The sequence below is a fragment of the Allgaiera indica genome (genome assembly GCF_900106675.1).
GTDB classification, from domain to species: domain Bacteria; phylum Pseudomonadota; class Alphaproteobacteria; order Rhodobacterales; family Rhodobacteraceae; genus Acidimangrovimonas; species Acidimangrovimonas indica.
The window spans coordinates 97,067-123,101 of the sequence record NZ_FNOB01000010.1 but is presented as its reverse complement, the minus strand read 5'-3'; the positions used below and the strand labels follow the sequence as shown (position 1 = coordinate 123,101).

Annotated in this window: 23 protein-coding genes and 1 pseudogene; 9 read left to right on the top strand and 15 right to left on the bottom strand. The window is 66.5% G+C overall.

From position 1 onward, the window contains the following. Window positions 1-11 precede the first annotated feature (11 nt). The 7 genes and pseudogenes from rbsB to BLV97_RS11090 all read right to left on the bottom strand — a co-directional run bounded on the left by rbsB (window position 12) and on the right by BLV97_RS11090 (window position 5,816). The gene (gene rbsB, locus BLV97_RS11120; RefSeq protein ID WP_035846034.1) at window positions 12-893 is read right to left on the bottom strand and encodes a ribose ABC transporter substrate-binding protein RbsB; all 882 of its coding nucleotides are present in this window, start codon (window positions 891-893) and stop codon (window positions 12-14) included. A gap of 34 nt (window positions 894-927) precedes the next feature. Then, window positions 928-1,941: a ribose ABC transporter permease gene (gene rbsC, locus BLV97_RS11115; protein ID WP_081825177.1), complete on the bottom strand. Its 1,014-nt coding sequence runs from the start codon at window positions 1,939-1,941 to the stop codon at window positions 928-930. 20 nt (window positions 1,942-1,961) lie between these two features. Further along, complete coding sequence (locus tag BLV97_RS11110) at window positions 1,962-3,449, bottom strand: sugar ABC transporter ATP-binding protein (RefSeq protein ID WP_035846036.1); 1,488 nt, start codon at window positions 3,447-3,449, stop codon at window positions 1,962-1,964. Window positions 3,450-3,477: 28 nt separating this feature from the next. After that, the gene (gene rbsD, locus BLV97_RS11105; RefSeq protein ID WP_035846038.1) at window positions 3,478-3,897 is read right to left on the bottom strand and encodes a D-ribose pyranase; all 420 of its coding nucleotides are present in this window, start codon (window positions 3,895-3,897) and stop codon (window positions 3,478-3,480) included. Between the two features lie 161 nt (window positions 3,898-4,058). Continuing rightward, the gene (locus tag BLV97_RS11100; protein WP_035846040.1) at window positions 4,059-4,394 is read right to left on the bottom strand and encodes a hypothetical protein; all 336 of its coding nucleotides are present in this window, start codon (window positions 4,392-4,394) and stop codon (window positions 4,059-4,061) included. Between the two features lie 429 nt (window positions 4,395-4,823). After that, a pseudogene (locus tag BLV97_RS21575) lies at window positions 4,824-5,314 on the bottom strand (MYG1 family protein); the annotation flags it as partial. 190 nt (window positions 5,315-5,504) lie between these two features. Then, window positions 5,505-5,816 (bottom strand): ETC complex I subunit, encoded by a 312-nt coding sequence (locus BLV97_RS11090; protein WP_035846042.1) that lies wholly within the window; start codon window positions 5,814-5,816, stop codon window positions 5,505-5,507. Between the two features lie 150 nt (window positions 5,817-5,966). On the opposite strand from BLV97_RS11090, the gene uvrB reads away from it, so the two are divergent. Both uvrB and BLV97_RS11080 read left to right on the top strand, forming a co-directional pair. Beyond that, a complete protein-coding gene (gene uvrB / locus BLV97_RS11085) occupies window positions 5,967-8,150 on the top strand; it encodes an excinuclease ABC subunit UvrB (protein WP_035846046.1) in 2,184 nt (727 codons plus the stop codon). A gap of 516 nt (window positions 8,151-8,666) precedes the next feature. Further along, window positions 8,667-9,380 carry a DUF4396 domain-containing protein gene (locus tag BLV97_RS11080; protein WP_035846048.1) on the top strand — a complete coding sequence of 238 codons (714 nt, stop codon included), beginning with the start codon at window positions 8,667-8,669 and terminating at the stop codon, window positions 9,378-9,380. Window positions 9,381-9,526: 146 nt separating this feature from the next. On the opposite strand, the gene BLV97_RS11075 is transcribed toward BLV97_RS11080, so the two are convergent. After that, entirely contained in the window at window positions 9,527-9,784 is a 258-nt protein-coding gene (locus BLV97_RS11075; RefSeq protein ID WP_035846050.1) for an accessory factor UbiK family protein, read from the bottom strand. Window positions 9,785-9,888: 104 nt separating this feature from the next. On the opposite strand from BLV97_RS11075, the gene lgt reads away from it, so the two are divergent. The 3 genes from lgt to pgeF are packed head-to-tail and all read left to right on the top strand — an operon-like array spanning window position 9,889 to window position 12,649. Further along, window positions 9,889-10,788 (top strand): prolipoprotein diacylglyceryl transferase, encoded by a 900-nt coding sequence (lgt, locus tag BLV97_RS11070; RefSeq protein ID WP_035846052.1) that lies wholly within the window; start codon window positions 9,889-9,891, stop codon window positions 10,786-10,788. After that, window positions 10,785-11,873 (top strand): class I SAM-dependent methyltransferase, encoded by a 1,089-nt coding sequence (locus BLV97_RS11065; protein ID WP_035846071.1) that lies wholly within the window; start codon window positions 10,785-10,787, stop codon window positions 11,871-11,873. The genes lgt and BLV97_RS11065 overlap by 4 nt, the downstream gene beginning before the upstream one ends. 2 nt (window positions 11,874-11,875) lie before the next feature. After that, window positions 11,876-12,649 carry a peptidoglycan editing factor PgeF gene (gene pgeF / locus BLV97_RS11060; protein ID WP_092164066.1) on the top strand — a complete coding sequence of 258 codons (774 nt, stop codon included), beginning with the start codon at window positions 11,876-11,878 and terminating at the stop codon, window positions 12,647-12,649. Between the two features lie 42 nt (window positions 12,650-12,691). Here pgeF and lepA read toward each other — a convergent pair whose 3' ends face one another. Together lepA and BLV97_RS20730 are read right to left on the bottom strand one after the other, a co-directional pair. Next, window positions 12,692-14,491 (bottom strand): translation elongation factor 4, encoded by a 1,800-nt coding sequence (gene lepA / locus BLV97_RS11055; protein WP_035846078.1) that lies wholly within the window; start codon window positions 14,489-14,491, stop codon window positions 12,692-12,694. 111 nt (window positions 14,492-14,602) lie between these two features. Next, window positions 14,603-14,743 (bottom strand): entericidin A/B family lipoprotein, encoded by a 141-nt coding sequence (locus BLV97_RS20730; RefSeq protein ID WP_143037514.1) that lies wholly within the window; start codon window positions 14,741-14,743, stop codon window positions 14,603-14,605. A 235-nt stretch (window positions 14,744-14,978) separates the two neighbouring features. On the opposite strand from BLV97_RS20730, the gene BLV97_RS11050 reads away from it, so the two are divergent. Beyond that, the gene (locus tag BLV97_RS11050; RefSeq protein ID WP_051646285.1) at window positions 14,979-15,323 is read left to right on the top strand and encodes a hypothetical protein; all 345 of its coding nucleotides are present in this window, start codon (window positions 14,979-14,981) and stop codon (window positions 15,321-15,323) included. A gap of 50 nt (window positions 15,324-15,373) precedes the next feature. Here the strand turns inward: BLV97_RS11050 and BLV97_RS11045 are convergent, their stop codons facing one another. Next, on the bottom strand, window positions 15,374-16,144 hold the full coding sequence (locus tag BLV97_RS11045; RefSeq protein ID WP_035846080.1) for an alpha/beta fold hydrolase: 771 nt from the start codon (window positions 16,142-16,144) through the stop codon (window positions 15,374-15,376). Between the two features lie 107 nt (window positions 16,145-16,251). Here BLV97_RS11045 and BLV97_RS11040 point away from each other — a divergent pair, with 107 nt between their 5' ends. Continuing rightward, window positions 16,252-16,623 carry a hypothetical protein gene (locus BLV97_RS11040; protein ID WP_092164064.1) on the top strand — a complete coding sequence of 124 codons (372 nt, stop codon included), beginning with the start codon at window positions 16,252-16,254 and terminating at the stop codon, window positions 16,621-16,623. A 40-nt stretch (window positions 16,624-16,663) separates the two neighbouring features. On the opposite strand, the gene glyA is transcribed toward BLV97_RS11040, so the two are convergent. Further along, the gene (glyA, locus tag BLV97_RS11035) at window positions 16,664-17,962 is read right to left on the bottom strand and encodes a serine hydroxymethyltransferase (RefSeq protein WP_035846084.1); all 1,299 of its coding nucleotides are present in this window, start codon (window positions 17,960-17,962) and stop codon (window positions 16,664-16,666) included. Between the two features lie 165 nt (window positions 17,963-18,127). Here glyA and BLV97_RS11030 point away from each other — a divergent pair, with 165 nt between their 5' ends. Further along, window positions 18,128-18,889, top strand: a complete 762-nt coding sequence (locus tag BLV97_RS11030) for an NAD kinase (protein ID WP_035846086.1) — start codon at window positions 18,128-18,130, stop codon at window positions 18,887-18,889. A 66-nt stretch (window positions 18,890-18,955) separates the two neighbouring features. Here BLV97_RS11030 and BLV97_RS11025 read toward each other — a convergent pair whose 3' ends face one another. The 3 genes from BLV97_RS11025 to BLV97_RS11015 all read right to left on the bottom strand — a co-directional run bounded on the left by BLV97_RS11025 (window position 18,956) and on the right by BLV97_RS11015 (window position 25,385). Further along, window positions 18,956-20,347 (bottom strand): sigma-54-dependent transcriptional regulator, encoded by a 1,392-nt coding sequence (locus BLV97_RS11025; RefSeq protein WP_035846088.1) that lies wholly within the window; start codon window positions 20,345-20,347, stop codon window positions 18,956-18,958. 575 nt (window positions 20,348-20,922) lie between these two features. Then, the gene (gene prpE, locus BLV97_RS11020) at window positions 20,923-22,812 is read right to left on the bottom strand and encodes a propionate-CoA ligase PrpE (RefSeq protein WP_035846090.1); all 1,890 of its coding nucleotides are present in this window, start codon (window positions 22,810-22,812) and stop codon (window positions 20,923-20,925) included. A gap of 293 nt (window positions 22,813-23,105) precedes the next feature. Beyond that, window positions 23,106-25,385: an NADP-dependent malic enzyme gene (locus BLV97_RS11015; protein WP_035846092.1), complete on the bottom strand. Its 2,280-nt coding sequence runs from the start codon at window positions 25,383-25,385 to the stop codon at window positions 23,106-23,108. Between the two features lie 253 nt (window positions 25,386-25,638). Between BLV97_RS11015 and BLV97_RS11010 the strand changes: the two genes are divergently transcribed. Continuing rightward, window positions 25,639-26,034: a cytidine deaminase gene (locus BLV97_RS11010; protein ID WP_035846093.1), complete on the top strand. Its 396-nt coding sequence runs from the start codon at window positions 25,639-25,641 to the stop codon at window positions 26,032-26,034. The last annotated feature ends 1 nt before the right edge of the window (window position 26,035 follow it).

Sequence of the window (26,035 nt, the reverse complement as noted above, 5' to 3'; positions counted from 1 at the left end):
TCGCGATGACCCTACTTGGTGATCAGCTTGAGGGGAACCGACGTGAACGCAGGGACTTTCTCACCCTTCAGGATCTTGGCGGCGGCCTCGACCCCCAGCGCGCCGATCCGCTCGGGCTGCTGCGCGATGGTGGCGGCCATGGTGCCGGCCTTGACCGCCTTGATGCCGTCATCGGTGCCGTCGAAGCCGACGATGTAGATCTTCTTGCCCGAACCTTCGACCGCCTTGAGCGCGCCTAGCGCCATCTCGTCGTTCTGGGCAAAGACGGCCTGGATATCGGGGTGGGCCTGAAGGATGTTCTCCATCACGTTCAGACCCTTGGTGCGGTCGAAATCGGCAGGCTGGCTGGCGACCAGGTCGATCCCCTTGTCCGCCGCGATCGCCTCGTGGAAGCCCTTGCCGCGGTCGCGCGCGGCCGAGGTGCCCGGCACGCCCTGAAGCTCGGCCACCTTGCCCTTGCCGCCCAGGAGCTTGATGATCTCGTCACCGGCCATCTTGCCGCCGGCGACGTTGTCCGAGGCGATATGGGTCGCGACCTTGCCGCCGTTGGCGCTGCGGTCGAGGGTGATTACCGGCACATGGGCGCGGTTGGCGGTGCGCACGGCTGCCTTCACCGCGTCGGAATCGGTCGGGTTGATGAGCAGCGCCTTGATGCCCTTGTTCAGCACATCCTCGACGTTCGACAATTCCTTGGCGGGGTCGTTCTGGCTGTCCAATACGATCAGGTCGAAGCCCATCTTCTTGGCCTGCGCCTGCGCCCCGTCCTTGAGCGAGACGAAGAACGGGTTGTTCAGCGTCGAGATGACGAGGGCCAGTTTCTCGGCGGCCTGGGCGGTGGTGCCGGCCCCGGCCAGAAGCGCCGCGGTGGCGGCAAAAGCAAGAAGCTTACGCATGATCAATCTCCTCCGTTGGATGCGTTTCTTCGGGTCAGTTCGTTGCCTTGCCGCGGCTGTCGACCAGCACGGCAAGTAGGATGACGGCGCCCTTGGCGATCATCTGGTAGTAGGACGAGACATCCAGCAGATTGAGCGCGTTGTTGAGCACGCCGATGATGAGGGCGCCCACGAGGGTACCGAAAAGGGTGCCGCGCCCGCCCATCAGGCTGGTACCGCCGACCACCACCGCGGCGATGGCGTCAAGCTCGTAGGAGGTTCCGGCGGTGGGTTGCGCGCTTTGCAGCCGCGCGGTCAGCACGATGCCGGCGAGTGCGGCCAGCAGCCCCGAGATGGCATAGACCGCCACCTTGATGCGGCCGGTGTCGATCCCGGCAAGGCGGGCGACCTGCTCGCTGCCGCCGACGGCATAGACGTAGCGGCCAAAGCGCATCTGCGAGAGCACGAACCAGCAGATCAGGAAGACCACGCCAGTCAGGATCACAGGCACCGGCACGCCAAAGAGATATCCCCCGCCGATATGCCAGAACGCATCGGCCGCTGCCCCTTCGCCCGCGTCGATCGGCCGGCCCGCGGTGAACACCAGCGTCGCACCGCGCAGCACCGTCATCGCGACCAGCGTGGCGATGAAAGGCTGCACCCGGCCGACCGAGACGATCAGCCCGCTGACGGCGCCAAGCAGGGCGCCAAGCGCCAGGGTCGCGATCAGGACGATGGGCAGGCTGAAATTCGCGCCGATCAGCGCGGCGCAGACTGCCCCGGTCAGCGCCAAGATCGAGCCCACCGACAAGTCGATCCCGGCGGTGAGGATGACGAAGGTCATGCCGAAGGCGATGATCGCGTTGATCGAGGTCTGGCGCAGGATGATCAGCAGGTTCTCGGTGGTCAGGAAATGCGGGCTGAGGACCGAGATGACGGCCATCAGGGCCAGAAGTCCGAGCAGCGACTTCTGGGCGGCAAGCGTGCGCAGCACGGTGCCAGGACGCGGATTCCTGGCGGCGATCGCGGTGCTGCCGTTTGCGGGAGAAGCGGGGGAGCTGGTGTCCATGGCGGTGGGGTCCTTGTCGTTCACGCGACGGCGCGCTCCATGATCGCGTGCTGGCTGGCCTGGTCCCGCGCGAAGGCGCCGGTCACACGGCCCCGCGACAGCACGAGGATGCGATCCGACATGCCCAGCAGCTCGGGCATGTCGGAGGATATCAGCAGAATGCACATGCCTCGCGCCTTCATCTCGTTGATCAGGGTGTAGATTTCGCGGCGTGCGCCGACGTCGACGCCGCGCGTCGGCTCGTCGAGGATCACGACCTTCGGCTGGGTCAGCAAAGATTTCGCCAGGGAAACCTTCTGCTGGTTGCCACCCGAGAGGGTACGCACCTCTGCCTCCATATCCGGCGCCTTGACCGCGAAGCGGCGCATGTAATCCGCGACCACCGCGCGTTCCCCGGCGCGTCGAACCATGCCGCCCGGCGACAGGGCCGGCAATGCGCTCAGCGCCATGTTCGTCCGGATCGCATGGGGCTGGATCAGCCCGTCGGATTTGCGGTCCTCGGTGACATAGGCGATGCCTGCGCGCACGCCGTCGCGGGGGCGGCGCAGCCGGCATGCCTTGCCATCGACCAGCACGCTGCCCGACCTCAGACGATTGGCGCCGTAGATCGCCCGCGCCAGTTCGGTCCTGCCCGCGCCCATCAAGCCGGCGAAGCCGACCACCTCGCCTGCATGGGCGGTGAATGAAACGCCCGCGACCCCCGGGGCCACGAGGTTCCGCACCTCAAGCCGCACCGGGCCGGCCGGCTGTGCTTCGTAGGGGTATTGATCGGTGATGGCGCGGCCGACCATCTGGTGGATCAGCTGCCCCTCGGTCAGGTCGGCGACAAGGCCCTCATGCACCAGACGCCCGTCGCGCAGCACGGCGACATCGTCGCATTCGGCGAAAATCTCGCCCAGCCGGTGCGAGATGTAGATAATCGCCTTTCCGTCGGATTTCAGATGGCGGATCACATCGAACAGGATCTTGGTCTCGACATCGGTCAAGGCATCGGTGGGCTCGTCCATGATGATGACTTCGGCGCGCTGCGACAGCGTCCGGGCGATCTCGACCATCTGCTGCGCGCCGACGCCAAGCCGCCCGACCAGCAGGCGCGGGTCGATATGGTCCTGCTTGAGCGACCTGAGCAGTTCTGCGGCGGCATCGCGCATCGCACGCCAGTCGATGCGGCCGGAGGTGCGGCGCGGCTCGCGGCCGAGGAAGATGTTTTCCGCCACCGATAGGCCCGGCAGAAGATTGAGTTCCTGATGGATGATGCCAATCCCCAGATCCATCGCCCGGCGCGGGGACGCGATGGCGACAGGCGCACCGTCGAGAAGGATCTCGCCGCCGGGATCGGGCCGGTGAATTCCCGAGACGATCTTCATCAGGGTCGATTTCCCGGCCCCGTTCTCGCCCACCAGCCCCAGCACGCGGCCGGCCCTTGCCCGCAGGCCAACACGATCGAGCACCCGTACATCCCCGAACGTCTTCGAAATATTCCGAAGTTCGAGAAGGACTTTGGTCATGCCTGCCTCCTGTTGCTGAAGCGGCCGCTCAAAACGGCACGCCGGAATAGAGGATCACGTTGGCGAAGGGCGTGCATTCGCCCGTGCGCACGATGGCGCGTGCCGTCCGTGTCATGCGCTTGAACTCTTCATGGCTGATCCGGGCCAGTGCGATCGGCGCGCCCTGCGCCGCCTCCTGCGCCTTCAGCAGCGAAACCGTCTCGTGGTAAAGCTGCGGGTTCTGGGGCTCGAATTCGCAGGCGGTAAGGGCCTTCTCGATCTGCAGTTCGGCCGCGATCGCGGCAAGGACGTCCCGGAACGCGGGAAGGCCGGGACAGACGGACAGGTCGATGCGTTCGGGCCCTTCCGGTATCGGCAGGCCGGCATCACACACGACAATTGAATCGGTGTGCCCCATGCTGGCGAGCACCTGGCAGAGCGCGGGATTCAGGATCCCCGATCTCTTCATCTGTCCCCCCTTCGGAAAGCTTCCGCTGTCCTCCCCGCGTGCCTTCAACTCGAAAATGCTCCTAGAAAAACGTTTGCGCAATCGTTTTTATGAAATTTCCGAACTTGGTAGGCGTTGCCGTACTTGTCTGTCATGCAGATTTGCGCTGCGGATCCGATATGTTAGCTCTGCCCCATGTCGACGCCGCCTCCGACCCGCCGGCGCATGAGCAACGGGGCCGATTGTATAGCGCCGCTGCGACGCCTGGCCGCCGGGATGATCGGTTCCGGAACGTCTGCACGGTACAGGGTTTCGACTTGGCGCTTGCTGGCGCCGAGGTATCCCGACAGATCGTGAAAACTGACCGCCGACTGGAACACCTCGATCAGAGTCAGCGTTGCGGCAGCATCGAAAATCATGTTGCCGCTTTCACGATCGGTCGCCCCCGCTGGAACCTTGCCCAGTCGCTGAAGCAGCCGGGCCAGCCGGCGGCGGTCCATGTTGAGCTTTTCGTTCACGCCTTGCAGCGTGTAGGATCACCGGCAGGTAATCTCTTCCCCGAGCACGGTCGCGCCCGGCTCAATCGCGAAGTTCCGGGCGATGTGCTTCCGCAAGATGTCCCGGATCGGACGGAGGTCGATGGCGTTGCTCCTGCGATCCAGCCAATCGAACAGGCGCCCGTAGTAGGCGAGGGGGCCAGCTTCTACAGCGGCCGCGGATGAGGCTCCATGAATGGTGTCGAGCGCTTCGGTGGCGGCCAGCGGCCCCTCGCGATAGATGGAAAAACCGATGTCGACGGCCTCTTCACCCTTCTCGGGCGGCAACTTCGTTGGCCAGACATCATGCCCGTGCTCACGGACGGTCCCGAGCATTTCGGAAGCGTTGAGAATTTGCGCCAGCGTCTGGGTGTCCAGCCAATCATCTGGCGCCGTGGCCTGACCATGGGCGAAGGCCGCGTCGTCGGCTTCGTCGCCGCGGTTGTCGAAGGCGGGCTTCAGGGTCTCCAGCTGCACCGGAAGGGTCAGCCCTGCCAATGGCCCCGCGACCGACGGCTCCAGCGCTCCGTGGTCGATCAGATCCACCGGCAGGACAAAGCTCTGCTCGAAGCATTGTGGATGATCTCCAGGTCCGCCTCGGGCACCGACAGCGCGCGCAGGTAGGCGTGGCCGAAGTGTTTCCAGATCAGCCTGAAGGAGCTGTAGGGCTGCCCGTCCTCGCGCAGCGGGTTGGGGCGCTGGTGATGATCGAAGATCCCGGCCGCGGCATCATAGGCGCGACCGACGTTGTAGATGATCCTGCCTTCGCCCGGCGTGATTCATGCCGTATCGCGCGACCGGACCAGTTCCGCCCCGGGGTAGAGGCGGGTGAGGATCACCGACGAAAGAAGCTCGTCCGCGTCGAAGCCGCCGGAATGGGTGACGAGATGGGTGATGGTCATGGCCGGCCCTGGAAATGAAACGGGCGACCGGGAGGGGCCGCCCTGTGGTGTCCTTCTGTGCGCGGGTCGATCGGCGCAGAGGTATCGGGATCCGGATGCGAGTGGCCAAAGCGTTACGGAATCTGCTGATCCGAGCGGCTTCGCCGGATCTTGAGCCCCGTTCCGCCGCAACTTGATCCGGATTTACAGGTCAGTGTGTCCAGGCGCCGCGCCGGTCGCTGGCAAAATTCTCGCCGTAGCCGCGCAGGCGGATGTTGGCCTTGCGTGAATGGGGCGGGACGACGACATAATCGATCCCGTGCTCGCGCGCGTATTCCTCGGCCTCTTCACGGCTATGAAAGCGCAGCCGTACCTGGCTTTGGGTGTCGGGCGACGAGGTCCAGCCCATCAGCGGGTCAATCCCGCGCGGGCTTTCGGGGGCGAAGTCCAGCACCCACTGATGGGTCTTGGCCAGACCGGATTGCATCGCATTCCGGGCGGGCTGATAGATGCGTGCACGCATGGCATTCCTCGCAAGTCGTACCGTGCGGTTATCGGCAAAACCCGTCGCTTGTGCAAGCCCCGCGGCGGCCCGGCATCACCGCCGCATGCCTGCCCGGGGTTGCGCCGGAACAAAAACGGACCAGATTGGGGGAAGCCCCAGGGAATCGCCATGCCGCACAACAACACCAACGCCCCCGCCCTGCGCCCCGACGTGCTGACACGCCCCAAGCTGGAGGGTGGGCGTCGTTTCATCATGCAGACGCCGTTCAAGCCGGCGGGCGATCAGCCCACCGCAATCGCCGAATTGGTGGCGGGTGTGCAGGCGGGCGAGCAGGATCAGGTGCTTCTGGGCGCCACCGGCACCGGCAAGACCTTCACCATGGCCAAGGTGATCGAGGAAACCCAGCGCCCGGCGATCATCCTGGCGCCGAACAAGACCCTGGCCGCCCAGCTGTACGGCGAATTCAAGGGCTTCTTCCCCGACAACGCGGTGGAATATTTCGTCAGCTACTACGATTACTACCAGCCCGAGGCCTATGTCCCGCGTTCGGACACCTTCATCGAGAAGGAAAGCCAGATCAACGAACAGATCGACCGGATGCGCCATTCGGCCACCCGCGCGCTGCTGGAACGCGACGACGTGATCATCGTGGCATCGGTCTCGTGCATCTACGGCATCGGCAGCGTCGAGACCTATTCGGCGATGACCCAGGATCTGGTGGCGGGCGAGGCCTATGATCCGCGCCAGGTGATCTCGGAACTGGTCGCCCAGCAATACCGCCGCAACGACGCCGCCTTCCAGCGCGGCACCTTCCGGGTTCGGGGCGACGTGATCGAGGTCTGGCCCGCGCACCTCGAAGACCGGGCCTGGCGGTTTTCCTTCTTCGGGGATGAACTGGAAACCATCGTCGAGTTCGATCCGCTGACCGGCGCCCGGACCGACGAATTCAAGCAGATCCGGATCTACGCGAATTCCCACTACGTCACGCCACGCCCGACGATGCAGCAGGCGATCGTCGGCATCAAGAAGGAGCTGCGCGAGCGCCTCGACCAGTTGACCAAGGAGGGCAAGCTGCTGGAGGCGCAGCGCCTCGACCAGCGCACCAGCTTCGATCTGGAGATGCTGGAGGCCACCGGCGTGTGCAACGGGATCGAGAATTATTCGCGCTACCTCACCGGCCGCGCGCCGGGCGAGCCGCCGCCGACGCTGTTCGAATTCATCCCCGACAATGCCATCGTCTTCGCCGACGAAAGCCATGTTTCGGTGCCGCAGATCGGCGGCATGTATCGTGGCGACTACCGGCGCAAGTTCACGCTGGCCGAACACGGCTTCCGGCTGCCGTCCTGCATGGACAACCGGCCCCTGAAATTCGAGGAATGGGATGCGATGCGCCCGCAGTCGGTCTTCGTCTCGGCCACGCCCTCGAACTGGGAACTGGATCGCACGGGGGGGGTCTTTACCGAACAGGTCATCCGGCCCACCGGCCTTCTGGACCCGCAGGTCGAGATCCGTCCGGTCGAGATGCAGGTGGACGACCTGCTGGACGAGGTGCGCGCGGTGGCCGACCGGGGCATGCGCACGCTGTGTACGACGCTCACCAAGCGCATGGCCGAGGATCTTACCGAATACCTGCACGAACAGGGCATCCGCGTGCGCTACATGCATTCCGACATCGACACGATCGAGCGCATCGAGATCCTGCGCGACCTGCGGCTGGGCGCTTTCGACGTGCTGGTCGGGATCAACCTGCTGCGCGAGGGGCTCGACATCCCCGAATGCGGACTGGTCGCGATTCTGGATGCGGACAAGGAGGGGTTCCTGCGTTCGGAAACCTCGCTGATCCAGACCATCGGGCGCGCGGCGCGCAATGCCGAGGGTCGCGTGATCATGTATGCCGACCGCATCACCGGTTCGATGCAGCGCGCGCTGGACGAGACCAACCGCCGGCGCGCCAAGCAGATCGCCTATAACCAGGAACACGGCATCACCCCCGAGACGGTACGAAAGAACGTCGACGATGTGCTGGCCGGGCTGTGGCAGGGCGACACCGACATGAGCCGCGTCACCGCTCAGGTCGAGGCGCCGATGCATGGCGCCAATCTGGAGGCGCATCTTGACGGCCTGCGCGAGAAGATGCGCGCCGCCGCCGAGAACCTGGAGTTCGAGGAAGCGGCGCGCCTGCGCGACGAGATCAAGCGCCTGGAAGCGGTGGACCTAGCGATCGCGGACGACCCGCTGGCGCGGCAATCCGCGGTCGAGGCCGCGGTCGAGGCCGCCAGCGCCGCCGCGGGCCGCTCGACCGCAGGTCGTGCAGGGATGCGCGGCAAGCCGAAGAAGCGCAAGGGGCGCTAGGGCAGCGGCCGAACGCGCGGCGATCAGAAGAACGACGACGGGCCCGACACGCCGGAAAAGCCGCAGGCCGTCAGGGCCAGTGTCGTTGCGAAGATCATCAACAGGCGCAATTTCGATCGGGTCATCCATGGGGCCTTGTCGCGAGATCGGCACTTGCCCGATCGTCGGACCCATCATCCCCGCCGGGGCTGCGAAGGCAAGCCTTGCCGCCGCATCGGCCAGGCGCGGGGCTGGGGCGCGCCGGTCCCGCGGCGACAGCCGGGTGCCCGCGCCGGCACCGAAGCGGCCTCGTTCGACGATCTGCCTTGGGTCTTGGTCGGGTCTGCGCGCCATGGTTGCGCGGTATTTTTCAACGCTGGTCGGAACCGATCCCGGCGGCTTGCGTTTTCTCGACATCCGGCATGCCTGTCCGGACTGCGTCTAGGTGCTAACTGTCCCCAGCACGACGCGCCCCGGCCCTTTCCCCAGGGGGCCGGGGCAGACGCAGCAAAACCTCATTTCTTGTTGGACCACCGCATGACACCGATTTGGCTTACCGTTCTGTCCTGGCTGACCATCCTCGTCGGCGTGGCTTCGGCGATATGGTTGGTGGGCGACCTGCGCCGTCGTCCGCCGCCGATGGCAATCATGAACGCGGTCTGGCCGCTGACCGCGCTGTTCGGCGGGCCGCTGTTGATCGCCTTCTACTTGCGCCATGGCCGCGCGCCCGAGGGTGGCGATCATGGTAGCCACGATAGTGATGGCCGCGACCCGGATGCCGCCGCAGTGACCAAGGGGGCACTGCATTGCGGAGCAGGCTGCTCGCTCGGCGATATCCTGGCCGAGGGCAGTGCCGCGATTTGGCCGGTGCTGCTGGTGCCGTTCGGCTATCCGGGTTTCTGGCCGGAACGCATTTTTGCCGCCTGGGGCCTGGATTTCGTTCTGGCCTTCATCCTAGGGATCGTCTTCCAGTATTTCGCGATCGTGCCGATGCGTGGTCTGTCCCCGTGGCGCGGCATCATCGAGGCGCTGAAGGCCGATACGCTGTCGCTGATCTCCTGGCAGGTGGGGATGTACGGCGCGATGGGGCTCTTTCACTTCTGGATCTTCCCCGACCTGATCGGCGCGCCGCTGATCCCGGCCTCGCCGCCCTTCTGGCTGGCGATGCAGATCGCGATGGGGGCGGGGTTGCTGACGGCCTGGCCGACCAACCTGATGCTCATCCGTGCCGGGGTGAAGGAGGCGATGTAGCGCGGCGCGGCCGTTTCCCGCATCTGACGGAGCGCCCCCAGGGGGGGGGCGCCGGTCCGGCCCGGGCGAGGGGGGCGCTGCCCCCCTGTGACCCCCCGGAATATTTTCGCCAAGGCGAAGTGGAGAAGTGGATAAGGGGGTCGGGCTCAGGACTTGGCGGGTCCGGCCGCTGCTTCGAGCGTATCGAGGCGGGCCTTGAGGGCCTCGTTCTCCTCGCGTGCCTTCTGGGCCATCGCGCGCACCGCGTCGAATTCCTCGCGGGTGACGAAGTCGCGGTCGGCCAGCCAGCGGTCGATCAGACCCTTCATCGCGGTTTCGGCTTCGGTGCGAGCGCCCTGGGCCACCCCCATCGCATTTGTCATCAGTTGCGAGAAGTCGTCGAGAATCTTGTTGCGTGTCTGCATCGGGGCCTCCGGTAACGCTTGTCTCCATATGGGCCGCATGCGCCGGAATCTCAAGGTTGACTTCGCCGGGCAAACCTATTCAACCAGGCGCAGACGGAGGTGACATGCAACATTACATCCCCTTTCCCGACATTTCTCCCATCGTGTTCACCATTCACCTGTTCGGGGCCAGCTTCTCGCTGCGGTGGTATGCGGTGGCGTATATTCTGGGCCTCGTCATTGGCTGGCGGATCGTGGTGTCGCTGGTGAAGCACCCGCGCCTTTGGCCTGGAGACCGCTCACCGATGCAGCCGCGTCAGGTCGAGGACCTGCTGACCTGGGTGATTCTGGGGGTGGTGCTGGGCGGCCGCACCGGCTTCGTGCTGTTCTACGAGCCGGCCTTCTATTTCTCCCATCCTTGGCAGATCCCCCAGGTCTGGCATGGCGGCATGTCGTTCCATGGCGGCTTGCTGGGTGTCATGCTGGCGGTGACGCTGTTCTGCCGGCATCACAAGATCCCGCTTTTGCAGACCGCCGATGCGCTGGCGGTGGCCACGCCGCCGGGTCTGATGCTGGGGCGGATCGCCAACTTCATCAACAACGAATTGTGGGGCCTGCCCAGCCATGTGCCCTGGGCGGTGGCCTTTCCCGGGCCGGCGGCGTCGAATTGCGGCCCCGGCTGGGTGGGGGTCTGCACGCGCCATCCCTCGCAGCTTTATGAAGCGGGGATGGAAGGCGTCATCCTGGGGACGATCTTGCTGTATCTTGCCTGGCGCACGGGCGCGCTGAAGCATGCCGGGCGTTTGCTGGGGGTATTCCTGACGGGCTACGGCATTGCGCGGTTCATCGTCGAATTCTTCCGCGAGGCCGATCCGGAATTCCGCAGCATTTCCGATCCGATGGGCAATGTGGTCGAGTTCGGTCACGGCCTGGGCGGGCTGTCGATGGGACAGGTGCTGTCGCTGCCGATGATCATCGTGGGGCTTTTCTTTCTGTGGCGCAGCTACTGGCGCCGGGCGGGGTGACTCCGCTTACGCAGATCCTGGCGCGGCGCATCGCGGCGGATGGCCCGATTCCGGTGGCCGAATACATGGCGGAATGCCTGCTGCATCCCGCGCATGGCTATTACACCACGCAAGAGCCGTTCGGCCGGCAGGGCGATTTCATCACCGCGCCCGAGATCAGCCAGATGTTCGGAGAACTCGCGGGGCTGGCGCTGGCGCAATGCTGGCTGGACCAGGGCGCGCCCGCGCCCTTCACCCTGGCCGAGCTGGGCCCCGGGCGCGGCACGCTGATGGCCGACATCCTGCGCGCGACGCGGGGCGTGCCGGGGTTTCATGCCGCCCTGCGCCTGCATCTGGTCGAGGCCTCGCCGCGCCTGCGGGCGGCCCAGGCGCAGGCCTTGGGCCAGGCCGCGCCCGAATGGCATGACAGCGCCCAAAGCCTGCCCGAGGCGCCGCTTTACCTGATCGCCAACGAATTCTTCGATGCCCTGCCGATTCGCCAGTTCCAGCGTGCCGGCAGCGCCTGGCGCGAGCGGCTAGTTGGCCTGGATACCGGGGGCGGGCTGCGTTTCGGCCTGTCCGATACGGTGGCGCCCGCGGCGCTGGCCCGCCGGCTGGAAGACACGCAAGAGGGCGATCTGATCGAGACCTGCCCCGCCGCCGTGCCGGTGATGCACGCGATCGAGGCGCGGCTGTGCGCCCGTGGCGGGGCCGCGCTGATCATCGACTACGGCGGCTGGCATTCGCTGGGCGATACGCTGCAGGCCCTTCGGGCACGCGAAAGTGACCCACCGCTGGCCCATCCCGGAGAGGCCGACCTGACCGCGCATGTCGATTTCGAGGCGCTGCGCCTGGCCGCCCCGCGGCTGGCGGCGTCGGGCCTGACGGAACAGGGGGCCTGGCTGGCCCGTCTGGGGATCGGGCAGCGGGCCGAGATCCTTGCCCAGCGGCTGAGCGGCCCCGCGCTGGAGGCGCATCGCGCCGCCACGCGGCGCTTGACCGCCGTGGAAGAAATGGGAAGGCTCTTCAAGGTGCTGGGTCTGGCCAGGCCCGGCCAGAGCCTGCCACCCGGGTTGGAGCCCGCCGCAAAGACCACATCAGCGTGATCATGACCCTGGAAATCATCACCTCGCCCAGTCTCGCCGGCATCTGCCACGGCTTCTTCACCCGCCGTGGCGGGGCCTCCTCGGGGATCTTCGAGGGGTTGAATTGCGGGCCGGGATCTTCGGATCAGGCTTCTGCGGTCACGGTGAACCGCGCCCGGGTCGCCGCGGCGATGGAGGTCGCGCCCGAGGCCCTGGTGACGATCAACCAGGTTCATTCCGCCGACGTCGTGACCCTGACGGAAGCGCCGAAGCCCGCGCCGGAAGGCGACAATCGGCCCCGCGCCGACGCGATGGTGACGCGGGTTCCGGGGCTGGCGCTGGGCATCCTGACCGCCGATTGCCAGCCCGTGCTGTTCGCCGATGCGCGGGCCGGGGTGGTTGGTGCGGCCCATGCCGGCTGGCGCGGGGCGCTGGGCGGCGTGCTGGAGGCCACGCTGGACGCGATGGAAACCCTGGGCGCGCGGCGCGGAGACATCCGCGCGGTGATCGGCCCCGCGATCAGCCAGGCCGCCTATGAGGTCGGCCCCGAGTTGATGGAGGATTTCCTGGCCGAAGATCCCGCCAACGCGCGCTTCTTTGCCGGTGGTGCCGGGGATCGGGTGCAGTTCGATCTGCCCGCCTACGGTCTGCACCGGCTGCGCGCCGCCGGGGTGGGGGCGGCGGAATGGACGCGCCACTGCACCTATGCCGATCCGGCGCGGTTCTATTCCTACCGCCGCACCACCCATCGGGGCGAGGCCGATTACGGCCGGCTGATCTCGGTCATCCGGCTGTAGGCGGTCACCTGGGCGCCGCCGGGCATCCGGCCGCAGGCGCCGTCAGTCATCCATCTTCAGCGCGTTGATGAAGGCCTGCTGCGGGATCTCAACCTTGCCGAACTGACGCATCTTCTTCTTGCCGGCCTTCTGCTTTTCCAGCAGCTTCTTCTTGCGCGTCACGTCGCCGCCATAGCATTTCGCGGTGACATCCTTGCGCAGCGCCGCGATGGTCTCGCGCGCGATCACCCGGCCACCGATCGCCGCCTGGATCGGGATCTTGAACATATGCCGCGGGATCAGCTCTTTCAGCTTCTCGCACATCGCGCGGCCGCGCATCTCGGCCCGGTCGCGGTGCACCATCAAGGACAGCGCGTCGACCGGCTCGTCATTGACCAGGATCGACATCTTCACCAGCACGTCCTCGCGGTAGCCGGTGATCTGGTAATCGAACGACGCATAGCCCTTGGTGACCGACTTCAGCCGGTCGTAGAAATCGAATACCACCTCGTTCAGCGGCAGGTCGTAGACCACCATCGCGCGGCTGCCCGCATAGGTCAGATCCAGCTGGATCCCGCGCCGGTCCTGACACAGCTTCAGCACCTCGCCCAGATAGTCGTCGGGCACCATGATCGTGGCCTTGATGCGCGGCTCCTCGATATGGTTGACAAGGGTCAGGTCGGGCATGTCGGCGGGGTTGTGCAATTCGCGCATCTCGCCGTCGCGCATGTGGATATGGTAGACGACCGAGGGCGCCGTGGTGATCAGGTCGATATCGTATTCGCGTTCCAGCCGGTCGCGCACGACCTCCAGATGCAGCAGCCCCAGGAAGCCGCAGCGGAAGCCGAAGCCCAGCGCGGCCGATGTTTCCATCTCGTAGCTGAAGCTTGCATCGTTCAGCGCCAGCTTCTCGATCGCGTCGCGCAGGGCGTCGAATTCGGCGCTGTCGACAGGGAAAAGGCCGCAAAACACCACCGGCTGCGCGGGTTTGAAGCCGGGCAGGGCGGTGGCGCATTGGGCGCGTTCATGGGTGATCGTGTCGCCCACGCGGGTGTCGCGGACCTGCTTGATCGAGGCGGTGAAGACGCCGATCTCGCCCGGGCCCAGCTCTGCGATATCCACCATCTGCGGCTTCAGCACCGCCAGTTTGTCCAGCTTGTAGGTCGCCTTGGTCTTGATCATGCGGATCGTGTCGCCCTTGCGGATCACGCCATCCATCACCCGGATCAGCACGACGACACCCAGATAGCTATCATACCACGAATCGACCAGCATCGCCTTCAAGGGCGCGTCGCGGTCGCCCTTCGGCGCGGGCAGGCGCTGCACGATCGCTTCCAGCACGTCGGGAATGCCCATGCCGGATTTCGCGCTGATCGGGATCGCGTCCGAGGCGTCGATACCGATCACGTCCTCGATCTGCTCCTTCACGCGGTCGGGCTCGGCCGCCGGCAGGTCGATCTTGTTCAGCACCGGGACGATCTCGTGATCCGCGTCGATCGCCTGATAAACGTTCGCCAGCGTCTGGGCCTCGACCCCCTGGCTTGCGTCGACGACCAGCAGCGAGCCTTCGACCGCGCGCATGGAGCGGCTGACCTCATAGGCGAAGTCGACGTGGCCGGGGGTGTCGATCAGGTTCAGGATGTAGGTGTGGCCATCCTTCGCCGGGTATTCGATGCGGACCGAGTTCGCCTTGATGGTGATGCCGCGCTCGCGCTCTATATCCATCGCGTCGAGCATCTGCTCCTTCATGTCGCGTTGGGCGACGGTGCCGGTCAGCTGGATCAGCCGGTCGGCAAGCGTGGATTTTCCGTGGTCGATATGCGCCACGATCGAGAAGTTGCGAATACGGTCAAGCTCGGTCATGGGGCGCATATGAGCAGGAATCGAAGGCCGGTCAAGCGGACATCAAGCCCCCGGCCCAGCCCGGCCCCGCCCGTGCGCCCCAAGCGGATCCCGCCGGGACGCTGCTAGGGGTCAGTCCATGTTCGCCTGGGTCTGCTTCGCGGTGCTGGTCAGGGTGTGGCCAGCCGTCGCGATATCCTGCCCGGCCCCGGCCATCGTGTCGCAGCCGGCAAGGCCCAGGGCGATGGTGAGAAGAAAAACTATGCGGATCATGCGGAACTCCCTGCTCCGGTGGAAGATCAGGCCGGCACGTTGCCGGGCGGCCACGCCAGTGTCAACTCTGCCACGCGGTAAGGGCGCGGACATGTGACTTTACCGGCTATTAACCTCGATCGGGGCAGGCTGGTTCCTGCCGGGGCGCGAACGGGCGGGCGCGCCGCCACGCGGGCGATAGGGCGGTGAAAGGGGCGCGACGGTGCTGCATCGGGGGCGAAGCGGGGGGCGGTGGATGCGGATGCGCTGGGGCGCGGGCCTCTTGATGCTGTTTTCGATCGCCGGTTGCGGGGCGCAGCCCGCCCCGGCCTTCTTCGGTGCCGCCCGGGCCGAGGTGCTGCGCGACGGGCGCCAGTATGTCGTTTACCGCAAGGGCGATCGGGTAGAGGTGATCCGCCTGGGGTATGCTCGCCCCGGCGAACACCGCGCGATCCGCGAAACGATGGTCTCGCTTGTGCCGCAGGTGACGGGCTGCCGGCTGTCCGACGACGCTTCCCGCGGCGACAGCGGAGAGATGCGCGGCCGCCTGGTCGCGTGCAAGCCGGGACGCTGGCAATTGGTCGCGGAAGGAAAGGACTGATCCGGCCGGCCCCACGGTCGCGGGCCGAAGGCCTCGGCCACATTTGGGCTTCAGCCCCCGCGCTCCAGGAAGGCGGCGACGGCGATCTCGAATTCGCGTGGTTTCTCGGCATGCAGCCAATGGCCCGCGCCCTTGATCTCGTGGAACTCGGCGGAGGGAAACAATTTGGCGATCTGCGCTCGACCGTCGTCGTCGACATAGCTCGATTCCGACCCGGTGATGAACAGCGCCCGGCCCGGGAACTGGCCCGAAACCCCCGGCCAGCCGACGAGGCGGCTCATCTCTGTCTCCAGCACGTCGAGGTTCAGCCGCCAGCGCGGCGGTTCCTGACGCAGATCGAGCGATTGCAGAAGGAAGGCCCGGGTCGCGGGGTCTTCGACCGTCGCGGCAAGGCGCCGGTCGGCTTCGACGCGGGAAGTCAGCCCCTCCAGATCCAGCCCCCGCATCGCCCGGATCAGCCCGCTTTGGCTATGGCCGTAGGCGACCGGCGCGATATCGGCGACGATCAGCCGCTCGATCAGCTTGGGCCGGGTCAGCGCAAGGACCATCGCCGCCTTGCCGCCCATCGAATGGCCCAGCACATCGGCGCGCCCACCGTGCATGTTGATCACCTCGGCCAGGTCGCCCGCCATGCCGTCATAGCCCTGAGTCGGGCGGCGCGGGCTGGTGCCGTGATTGCGCATGTCGACCGAGATCACCTGCCGCCCCACGGCCAGCCGTTTGGCGATCGCGCCCCAGTTGCGGGCCGAACCGAACAGGCCGTGCGCGATCAGCAGCGGGGGCCGGGCGCTGGATTCGCCCTGAAGAATCGTGGTCAGCATGGTCGGAGGTATAGGCGCAGCGGCGTAAAGGGCAATGGGTCGCGTGCATTTTCCTTTCCCGGAAGGGGGCAAGACCGGCTAGACTGAGGCCGCGAGGGGGCGGGATTATGAGTGATCTGAGTGTTCAGCAGATGGCCGAGCGGGTCTCTGCGCTGATGGAAGACCGGCTGCGTGTGCGGGGCAGGGACGTGCCGGCGAAGCTGCGCCGCGGTGGCCGTCGGTTGCCGCGCAAGTTGCGGCGCGAGGCGGCCATGCTGGCCGACGCCGCCGACTGGGCGCGAAACCCGAAGCTTTTGCCAAGACTGGATGCGCCGCGCCTGGCACGGGCCCATGATGCGCTGACGCGGCATCTGTCGCACCTGGGGCGCGGCGAACGCCGTCGCGACGCGCTGCGCGGCATCGCGACCAGCGTGGTTCTTAGCCTTCTGCTGGTCGCGGCGTTGTTCACCGCGACCCTGATCTGGCGCGGCTTTCTCTGACCGCCCGCCGCCGGGCGGATGGCATCGCGGACGCCCGGGGCTAGAGCTTGGGATAAAGGGGGAAACGGGCGCAAAGCGTCGCCGCTTCGGCGCGCACCTTGGTTTCAACCTCGGCATTGCCGTCTTCGCCGTTGGCGGCCAGCCCGTCGACCACCTCGACGATCCAGTCCGCGATCTGGCGGAATTCCGGCTCGGCGAAGCCGCGGGTGGTGCCGGCGGGCGTGCCCAGCCGGATCCCCGAGGTGACGAAGGGCTTTTCGGGGTCGAAGGGCACGCCATTCTTGTTGCAGGTGATATGCGCGCGCCCAAGCGCGGCCTCGGCGGCCTTGCCGGTTACCTTCTTCGGCCGCAGGTCGGCCAGCATCAGGTGATTGTCGGTTCCGCCCGAGACGATGTCGATGCCGCCCTTCATCAGCTGATCGGCCATCGCGCGGGCGTTGGCCACCACTTGCGCGGCATAGGACTTGAACTCGGGGCGCAGCGCCTCACCGAAGGCCACGGCCTTGGCGGCGATCACATGCATCAAGGGGCCGCCCTGAAGGCCGGGGAAGACGGCCGAGTTCACCTTCTTCGCGATGTCGGCGTCGTTTGTCAGGATCATCCCGCCGCGCGGGCCGCGCAGGCTTTTGTGCGTGGTGCTGGTCACGACATGGGCATGCGGCAGCGGCGAGGGATGCTGGCCACCCGCCACCAGCCCCGCGATATGGGCCATGTCGACCATCAGATAGGCGCCCACCTCGTCGGCGATCGCCCGGAACGCGGCCCAATCCCAGACGCGGGAATAGGCGGTGCCGCCGGCGAGGATCAGCTTGGGCTTCGTCTCCAGCGCCTTCGCGCGGATCTCTTCCAGGTCAAGCTGCTGATCCTGCGCGCGCACCCCGTAGGAGACCACGTTGAACCATTTGCCCGACATGTTCACCGGCGAGCCATGCGTCAGGTGCCCGCCCGAGTTCAGATCGAGCCCCATGAAGGTATCGCCGGGCTTCAGCAACGCCAGGAACACCGCCTGGTTCATCTGGCTGCCCGAATTGGGCTGAACATTCGCGAATTCACAGCCGAAAAGCTGCTTCGCGCGCTCGATCGCCAGGGTCTCGGCCACGTCGACGAATTGGCAGCCGCCATAGTAGCGCTTGCCCGGGTAGCCTTCGGCATATTTGTTGGTCAGCACCGAACCCTGCGCTTCCAGCACCGCGGCCGAGACGATGTTCTCGGAGGCGATCAGTTCGATCTCGTCGCGCTGGCGGCCCAGCTCGTCGCGGATCGCTCCGAAGATCTCGGGGTCGCGGGATTCGAGCGCTTCGGTGAAGAAGCCGGGATCGCGGGGGGCTTGGGTATTCATGGCCATCTCCTTGACGGGGGCTGCGACGGGGCTGCGGTCAAAGGCTGTTTAGCCGATGCGTCGCCCGGGAAAAAGGCTGGAAACGACGGCTTTTCTCGTCCGGGCGGCTCTTGCCAATCGCGCGAGCGCGGGTGAAGACTGCGCGCAGGGCAGAGGAGGCGGCGTGTGGGCCGGAAAATCGCATTCACGGCAAGCCGCAGCGATGTGGCGCAGGCGGCCCGCGAGCGCCTGGTCTCGCGCTATGGCGCGGTGCCGTTCGAAGAGGCCGAGGTGATCGTCGCCCTGGGGGGGGATGGCTTCATGCTGGACACGCTGCATGCGACCGAAACCCGCGACGTGGCGGTCTACGGGATGAATTGCGGCACCGTCGGCTTCCTGATGAACGAATTCTCCGAGGAGCGTTTGATCGAACGGCTGGAGGCGGCTGAGGAAGAGGTGATCAACCCGCTGCGCATGACGGCGACCGACGCCGAGGGTCAGCGGCGCGATCTGCTGGCGATCAACGAGGTGTCGCTGCTGCGGGCGGGGCCGCAGGCGGCGAAGCTGCGCATCAGCATCGACGGCAAGGTGCGGCTTGAGCCGCTGATCTGCGACGGTGCGCTTGTCAGCACGCCCGCCGGATCGACCGCCTACAATTATTCGACTCATGGGCCGATCCTGCCGATCGGATCCGAAGTTCTTGCGCTGACGGCGGTCGCGGCCTACCGGCCCCGGCGCTGGCGCGGGGCGATCCTGCCCAAGCGGGCCGTGGTGCGTTTCGAGGTGCTGGAGCCGGAAAAGCGCCCCGTGATGGCCGAAGGCGACGGGCGCAGCGTGTCCGGCGCGCGCGTGGTCGAGGTGCGCTCGGAACCCGCCGTGCGCCACCGGATCCTGTTCGATCCGGGGCATGGGCTGGAGGAACGGCTGCTGCGAGAGCAATTCGCCTAAGCTACGCCTGCCACGCCGGATCTCACCGCCGGGGCCGAACACCCGCGCGGGGGCCGGAACGTGCCGCTATTCCGCGGCGTCGCGGCGCTGGCGCCAGCTTTCGAGCTTGCGGTAGAGCGTGGAGGGCGACACCTCTAGCTTGCGCGACGCGCGCGGGACAGAGCCGTTGCATCGCGCCAACGTGGCCTCGATCACGATCTGCTCGATCTCGGCCAGGGGGCGACCGATCAGATCCTCGCTGTGCAGCGCCGCCGCCGTGCGCGCAGCCGGGCCGGCATCGGAGGTTGGGCTGGCCTCGGCGATCAGATCGGGTGGCAGCATGGCCTCGGTCACCACGGGACCGTCGTTCAGCACCACGACGTTGCGCAACGTGTTGATCAGCTGGCGCACATTGCCCGGCCAGGGATGGGCGCGGAAGCGATCCCGAACCCCCGGCGCGAGCGCGGCAAAGTTGCGGCCCTCTTCGGCGTTGAGGCGGGCAAGGATGGTTTCGGCGATGGTGATGACGTCCTCGCCGCGTGTGCGCAGTGGCGGCATGTGGATCGGTACCACATGCAGGCGATAATACAGGTCCTCGCGAAAGCGGCCGGCACGGACTTCGGTCTGGGGGTCGCGATTGGTGGCGCACAGGATGCGTACGTCGACCTTGCGCGGCCGGGTGGCGCCCACCGGCTGGACCGTCGAAGTCTGTAGAAAGCGCAACATCTTGGCCTGCAGCGCCAGGTCCATCTCGCAGATCTCGTCCAGGAAGAGGGTGCCACCGTCGGCCGCAGCGGCCGCGCCGGGCTTGTCCGCGATGGCGCCGGTGAACGAGCCCTTCAGATGGCCGAAGACTTCGGATTCCAGCAGATCCTGGGGGATCGCACCGCAGTTGAGCGCGATGAAGGGGCCGCCCGCGCGGCCCGACAGATCGTGGATCGCCTGCGCGCAAAGTTCCTTGCCGGTGCCGCTTTCGCCGGTGATGAAGGCGGTGGCGGTAGAGGGCGCGACCGAGCGGATGGTGGCGTAGACGCGCTCCATCACCGCCGACTCTCCGATCAGCTCGCCGGTCGGCCCGACCTGTGCGGGGGGCAGGCGCGTGAGATTGGGCGCGGCGCGGCGCGCATTTTCGACCGCCGCGAGCAGGCGCTTGTCGTCGAAGGGTTTGACCAGGAATTCATGGGCCCCCGCGCGCATCGCCTCGACCGCCTTGTTGATCGAGCCATTGGCGGTGATCACGATCACCCGCGTCTCGGGCGCAAGCGCCAGCATGTCGGCCATCAGATCCAGCCCGTCGCGATCGGGCAGCATCAGGTCAAGCAATGCGACAGGATGGCGGGTGGTGCGAAAGGCTTCCCATCCGTCGGCCGCCGTCACCGCGCCGTGGACCTGATGGCCTTCGAGCGTCAGGATCGTTTGGTACAATTGCTGCAGCGAGGGCGCGTCCTCGATCAGAAGGAAGGGGGCCGGGTCGGTCATGGGCAGGCCTCTGGCGGCGATGGCCGCGCAATCGGGTGAAACGGGTCGTCGAGAATGCGCAGCGCTTTCAGGTCCTGTCGGGCCAAAGGCCCGGCTTTGCCGCGACGGGCCGCCGCATTCAGCGCGCGAGCCGCTGCTCGTCTGGCACCACCAGAATTGGCGCATTGCCCGCGCTGCAACTGGACGGTGTCGTCTTGGGCCGCGATGCCGGTCCCATGGCTCAGCCGCCCCAATGGCTTCCGCGCCGGAGGGGGGGGCCTTCTCTGTGCGGCAAGGCGCGGGCCACCGAAGTCTTCCGATATCGCTGCGCCCAGATCATGGCCCGGCAGGGCGGGAGAGAGGCCCGCCGTGGCGGCGGGGTGTTCGGGAACCGTTATTGTTTGGGTCATGGTGCGGATCGGGTCGGGTCTGGCCCTCGCGGGGCCCGAACGGACGCTTCTTGGTTGCAGTTGTCAGCAGACTATTCCAAGCGCCGTGATCCGCCAACATGGCTGGAAAGACAGGTAGTACGCGAGGCCAGGCGCAAATTTTCGCGCCCGGCGATAGCAATTCTTCGTTGTAGGACAGAGGGTTCACTATCGCGCGTAGCCCAAGCCCCGCAATGCCGCCCGGATTTCATCCAGGATCGCCGGGTCGTCGATCGTCGCTGGCACCTTGAAGGGCTGGGAATCGGCGACCTTCACCATCGTCGCGCGCAGGATCTTGCCCGACCGCGTCTTGGGCAGCCGGTCGACCACACAGGCCAGCTTGAAGGCCGCCACCGGGCCGATCTTTTCGCGCACCAGACCCACGCATTCCGTGACGATCTCGTCCGAGGGCCGGTTGGTCCCCTTGTTGAGGCACAGAAACCCAAGCGGCAATTGGCCCTTCAACTCGTCCGCCACGCCGATCACCGCGCATTCGGCCACATCCTGGTGGCTCGCCAGCACCTCTTCCATCGCGCCGGTCGACAGGCGGTGTCCGGCCACATTGATCACATCGTCGGTGCGCGCCATGATGTAGAGATATCCGTCCTCGTCGATATAGCCCGCGTCGCCGGTCTCGTAATAGCCGGGGAAATGTTCGAGGTAGGCCTTGCGAAACCGCGCCTCGGCTTTCCACAGCGTCGGCAGCGTGCCCGGCGGCAGTGGCAGCCTGATCGCGATCGAGCCGAGTTCGCCCGGCTTCATGGGGTGTCCGCCCTCGTCTAGGATCTGCACGTCATAACCCGGCATCGGCACGGTGGGGGACCCCAGCTTGACCGGCAATTCCTCGATCCCCAGCGGGTTGGCGACCATGGGCCATCCGCTTTCGGTCTGCCACCAATGGTCGATCACCGGCACACCCAGCTTGTCCTGCGCCCAGACGATCGTGTCGGGATCCGCCCGCTCGCCGGCCAGGAACAGGGCGCGCAGGGACGACAGGTCGTATCTGTTCACCATCTCGCCCTTGGGGTCTTCGCGCTTGATGGCGCGGAACGCCGTGGGGGCGGTGAAGAAGCTGGCGACCTTGTGGTCCTGGATCACCCGCCAGAAGGTGCCCGCGTCGGGGGTGCCCACGGGCTTGCCCTCGAACAGGACCGAGGTGTTGCCGTGCACCAGCGGCCCGTAGCAGATATAGCTGTGACCTACCACCCAGCCCACATCCGAGGCGGCCCAGAACACCTCTCCCGGGTCGACGTTGAAGATGTTCTTCATGGTCCAGTTCAGCGCCACCAGATGGCCCGCGGTGGGGCGCACCACGCCCTTGGGCTGGCCCGTTGTCCCCGACGTATAGAGGATATAGGCCGGATGATCGCCCTCGACCGGCACGCATTCCGCGGGCGCCGCGCCGTACTGGAAGCTGTGCCAGCCGAAATCGCGGCCCTCGATCAGTTTCGCGACTTCCTCTTCGCGCTGCAGGATGACGCAGAAGTCGGGCTTGTGGCTGGCCTGTTCGATCGCCGCGTCGAGAAGCGGCTTGTAATGCACCACGCGCCCCGGCTCGATCCCGCAAGACGCCGCCAGGATCGCCTTGGGCTTGGCGTCGTCGATCCGTACCGCCAATTCGTTCGCGGCAAACCCGCCGAACACCACCGAATGGATCGCGCCAAGCCGCGCGCAGGCCAGCATCGCCTCGACCGCCTCGGGCACCATCGGCATGTAGATCACCACCCGGTCGCCCTTCTCCACGCCCTTGGCGCGCAGCGCGCCGGCCAGCGTGGCCACCCGGTTGCGCAGCTCGGAATAGGTGATCTTGTGGGTGCGGCCGGTGATCGGGCTGTCGTAGACGATCGCATATTGCGGCCCGCGCCCGGCGGCGACATGGCGATCGACCGCATTCCAGCAGGCATTGATCAGGCCGTCCTTGAACCATTCATAGATCGGGGCGTTCTCGTCCCAGAGCGCCTTGGAGGGCTTTCTTACCCAGTCGATCGCCTCGGCCTGTTCCATCCAGAAGGCCTCTGGGTCGGCCTTCCAGCGCGCATAGACGTCGTTGTAACTCATCTCTGCCTCCTCCCGCCCCGCGGGGCGCTCTCCTCCGGTGGCCGACAGGGGGATCTCGCGGCAGCGCACACGCGGCACCGTCCCGGTCGGGCTGCAACCGTGTTAGGAAGGGCGGCGGGGGCGCGCAAGTTTCTTGCGACCCGCCGGGGCTTGCGCACGAAGAATTTTGCAGATCTTCGCAGCGCATTGCTGCGAGGATTTGCAAATTCTTGTCGCTTGTACAGACAGCGGAGGCTGAAGCCGGGGGTTTGCAAACCCACCGGATCCGCGGCCTCCGCCCGGTCCTTCGTGCTTTAGCCGTAATGGGCCACCGGCGTGCCGGCCAGCGCGGCCATGTTCAGAAGGCCGCGCGTGGTGATCGACGGCGTGACGATATGAGCGCGGTTGCCCATGCCCATCAGGATCGGCCCCACTTCCAGCCCGCCGGCCTTCATTTTCAGGATGTTGCGCACCCCCGAGGCAGCGTCGGAATTCGAGAACACCAGCACATTCGCGGCGCCCTCGAAGCGGGCCGAGGGAAAGATGCGTTCACGCACCGCCTGGTCGAGCGCGGCGTCGATATGCATCTCGCCCTCATAGGCGAAATCGGGTTCACGATCGTCGAGCATCTCCATCGCGGCGCGCATCTTCTCGCCCGAGATGCCTTCGAGATTGCCGAACTGGGAATGCGAACACAGCGCGACCTTCGGCGCAATGCCGAAGCGGCGGACATGGCGGGCGGCGCCGATCACGGTTTCCATGATCTGGTCGGGCGTGGGTTCCTGGTTCACATGGGTATCGGCGATGAACAGCGGCCCGTCTTCCAGGATCATCAGGCTGAGCGCGCCGACCGGATGCAGCCCGTCGCGGGCCAGCACCTGACGGATATAGTTCAGATGCCACAGATATTGCCCGAAGGTGCCGCAGATCAGGCTGTCGGCCTCGCCACGGTGGACCATGACGGCGCCGATCGCCGTGGTGTTGGTGCGCAGAACCGCTCGGGCGATGTCCGGCGTGACGCCGCGGCGCGCCATCAGGTCGTGATAGGTGCCCCAGTAATCGCGATACCGCGGGTCGTTTTCCGGGTTGACGATCTCGAAGTGCTTGCCGGGCCGGATCGGCAGGCCGGCCCGCTCGCAGCGCATCGCCACGACCTCGGGGCGGCCGATCAGGATCGGCACCTCGGTGGTTTCCTCCAGCATCGCGGCGGCGGCGCGCAGCACGCGCTCGTCCTCTCCCTCGGCGAAGACGATCTTGCGGTTGGCGGTGCGGGCGGCCTCGAACACCGGCCGCATCAGCAGGGTCGAGCGGAACACCGACCCATCCAGCCGCCGGTGATAGGCCGATATATCCTCAAGCGGGCGGCTGGCGACGCCAGATTCCATCGCCGCCTTCGCGACCGCGGTGGCCACCACGCCCATCAGGCGCGGGTCAAAAGGTTTCGGAATCAGGTAATCGGCGCCGAAGCTCATCGCCTCGCCCTGATAGGCGGCGGCGGCCTCGGCGCTGGTGGTGGCGCGGGCCAGCGCCGCGAGGCCTTCGATGCAGGCGATCTGCATTTCGTCGTTGATCGTGGTCGCGCCCACGTCCAGTGCGCCCCGAAAGATGAACGGGAAGCATAGCACGTTGTTGACCTGGTTGGGATAATCAGACCGGCCGGTGGCGATGATGGCGTCCGGCGCCGCAATGCGCGCGGCATCGGGCATGATCTCAGGCATCGGGTTGGCCAGCGCGAAGATGATCGGCCGCGCGGCCATGCGCTTGACCATCTCGGGCGTCAGCACGTTCGGCCCCGACAGGCCCAGGAACAGATCGGCGCCGTCGATCACCTCGTCCAACCGGCGCTTGTCGGTGGGCTGGGCGTAGGCCGCCTTCTGGGGTGTCATCTCTTCGGTGCGGCCCTCGTAGACCAGGCCCGCGATATCGCACAGCCAGACGTTTTCGCGCTTCACACCCAGCTTGAGCAGCATGTTCAGGCAGGCGATGCCGGCCGCGCCGCCGCCGGTCGAGACGACCTTGATATCCTCGAACGCCTTGCCCGCGACGCGCAGCGCGTTGGTGGCGGCGGCGCCAACCACGATCGCGGTGCCATGCTGATCGTCATGGAAGACCGGGATGTTCATCCGTTCGCGACAGATCTTTTCCACGATGAAGCAATCGGGCGCCTTGATGTCCTCAAGGTTGATCGCGCCGAAGGTGGGCTCCAGCGCGCAGACCAGTTCGGCCAGCTTCTCGGGGTCCTTCTCATTCAACTCGATGTCGAAACAGTCGATATTGGCGAATTTCTTGAACAGAACGGCCTTGCCTTCCATCACCGGCTTGGCCGCCAGCGCGCCGATGTTGCCAAGGCCCAGCACGGCCGAGCCGTTCGAGACGACGCCCACCAGATTGCCGCGCGCGGTATAGCGGCTGGCCGTCGCGGGATCGGCCTTGATTTCCAGGCAGGCCTCGGCCACGCCGGGGGAATAGGCGCGGCTCAGGTCGCGGCCGTTCGCCAGCGGTTTGGTCGCGCGGACCTCCAGCTTACCGGGTTTCGGGAATTCGTGGTAATCGAGCGCCGCCTGGCGCGCGCCGTCCTGCCTGTGCTCGTCCATCGGCGTCCTCCCTGGGATTTAGTTTAATGCTAAACCATTCCATCCGCGCCGCAGTTAGCGCCTCTGGTGCGGCAGTTTCAAGACGAAGTTGCGTGCTCGGTGCGGGCCGGTGCGCAGGCGCCACTGTGCAGCCTATCACAGCGCGCGGTTTTCACATGTCCGAAAGATGCGCGCGATTGTACTGCCGCGCCGGCGCCTCTTGCATCGCCCGCCCGCGCGCCGCACATTGCCGGCCACAGCAACGGAGGCCGCCATGCCGAAGACCCTGCTAGATGCCGCCAGGGCGGTGCGTGAAAATGCCCATGCGCCTTATTCACGCTTCAAGGTGGGGGCGGCGCTGCGCACGCCTTCGGGCCGGGTCCATGTCGGCTGCAATGTCGAGAACGTCGCCTATCCCGAGGGCACCTGCGCCGAGGCCGGCGCGATCGCCGCGATGGTGGCGGCGGGCGAGACCGAAATCGCCGAGATCCTGGTGGTCGCCGACAGCCCCTCGCCGGTGCCTCCCTGCGGCGGCTGCCGCCAGAAGATCGCCGAATTCGCGGGTGCGGCGGCGACGGTCACGATGTGCACACTTGGCGGCGAAACGCGGCAGGTCTCCGTGGCCGACCTGCTGCCCGGGGCCTTCAGCGGCGCCCATATGGAGGGTTGAG

What these genes read in the sequence shown, in the direction of transcription:
- rbsB (WP_035846034.1), bottom strand. Translation starts at nt 893, where the DNA reads ATGCGTAAGCTTCTTGCTTTTGCCGCCACCGCGGCGCTTCTGGCCGGG.
- rbsC (WP_081825177.1), bottom strand. Translation starts at nt 1,941, where the DNA reads ATGGACACCAGCTCCCCCGCTTCTCCCGCAAACGGCAGCACCGCGATC.
- BLV97_RS11110 (WP_035846036.1), bottom strand. Translation starts at nt 3,449, where the DNA reads ATGACCAAAGTCCTTCTCGAACTTCGGAATATTTCGAAGACGTTCGGG.
- rbsD (WP_035846038.1), bottom strand. Translation starts at nt 3,897, where the DNA reads ATGAAGAGATCGGGGATCCTGAATCCCGCGCTCTGCCAGGTGCTCGCC.
- BLV97_RS11090 (WP_035846042.1), bottom strand. Translation starts at nt 5,816, where the DNA reads ATGCGTGCACGCATCTATCAGCCCGCCCGGAATGCGATGCAATCCGGT.
- uvrB (WP_035846046.1), top strand. Translation starts at nt 5,967, where the DNA reads ATGCCGCACAACAACACCAACGCCCCCGCCCTGCGCCCCGACGTGCTG.
- BLV97_RS11080 (WP_035846048.1), top strand. Translation starts at nt 8,667, where the DNA reads ATGACACCGATTTGGCTTACCGTTCTGTCCTGGCTGACCATCCTCGTC.
- BLV97_RS11075 (WP_035846050.1), bottom strand. Translation starts at nt 9,784, where the DNA reads ATGCAGACACGCAACAAGATTCTCGACGACTTCTCGCAACTGATGACA.
- lgt (WP_035846052.1), top strand. Translation starts at nt 9,889, where the DNA reads ATGCAACATTACATCCCCTTTCCCGACATTTCTCCCATCGTGTTCACC.
- pgeF (WP_092164066.1), top strand. Translation starts at nt 11,876, where the DNA reads ATGACCCTGGAAATCATCACCTCGCCCAGTCTCGCCGGCATCTGCCAC.
- lepA (WP_035846078.1), bottom strand. Translation starts at nt 14,491, where the DNA reads ATGACCGAGCTTGACCGTATTCGCAACTTCTCGATCGTGGCGCATATC.
- BLV97_RS20730 (WP_143037514.1), bottom strand. Translation starts at nt 14,743, where the DNA reads ATGATCCGCATAGTTTTTCTTCTCACCATCGCCCTGGGCCTTGCCGGC.
- BLV97_RS11050 (WP_051646285.1), top strand. Translation starts at nt 14,979, where the DNA reads ATGCGGATGCGCTGGGGCGCGGGCCTCTTGATGCTGTTTTCGATCGCC.
- BLV97_RS11045 (WP_035846080.1), bottom strand. Translation starts at nt 16,144, where the DNA reads ATGCTGACCACGATTCTTCAGGGCGAATCCAGCGCCCGGCCCCCGCTG.
- BLV97_RS11040 (WP_092164064.1), top strand. Translation starts at nt 16,252, where the DNA reads ATGAGTGATCTGAGTGTTCAGCAGATGGCCGAGCGGGTCTCTGCGCTG.
- glyA (WP_035846084.1), bottom strand. Translation starts at nt 17,962, where the DNA reads ATGAATACCCAAGCCCCCCGCGATCCCGGCTTCTTCACCGAAGCGCTC.
- BLV97_RS11025 (WP_035846088.1), bottom strand. Translation starts at nt 20,347, where the DNA reads ATGACCGACCCGGCCCCCTTCCTTCTGATCGAGGACGCGCCCTCGCTG.
- prpE (WP_035846090.1), bottom strand. Translation starts at nt 22,812, where the DNA reads ATGAGTTACAACGACGTCTATGCGCGCTGGAAGGCCGACCCAGAGGCC.
- BLV97_RS11015 (WP_035846092.1), bottom strand. Translation starts at nt 25,385, where the DNA reads ATGGACGAGCACAGGCAGGACGGCGCGCGCCAGGCGGCGCTCGATTAC.
- BLV97_RS11010 (WP_035846093.1), top strand. Translation starts at nt 25,639, where the DNA reads ATGCCGAAGACCCTGCTAGATGCCGCCAGGGCGGTGCGTGAAAATGCC.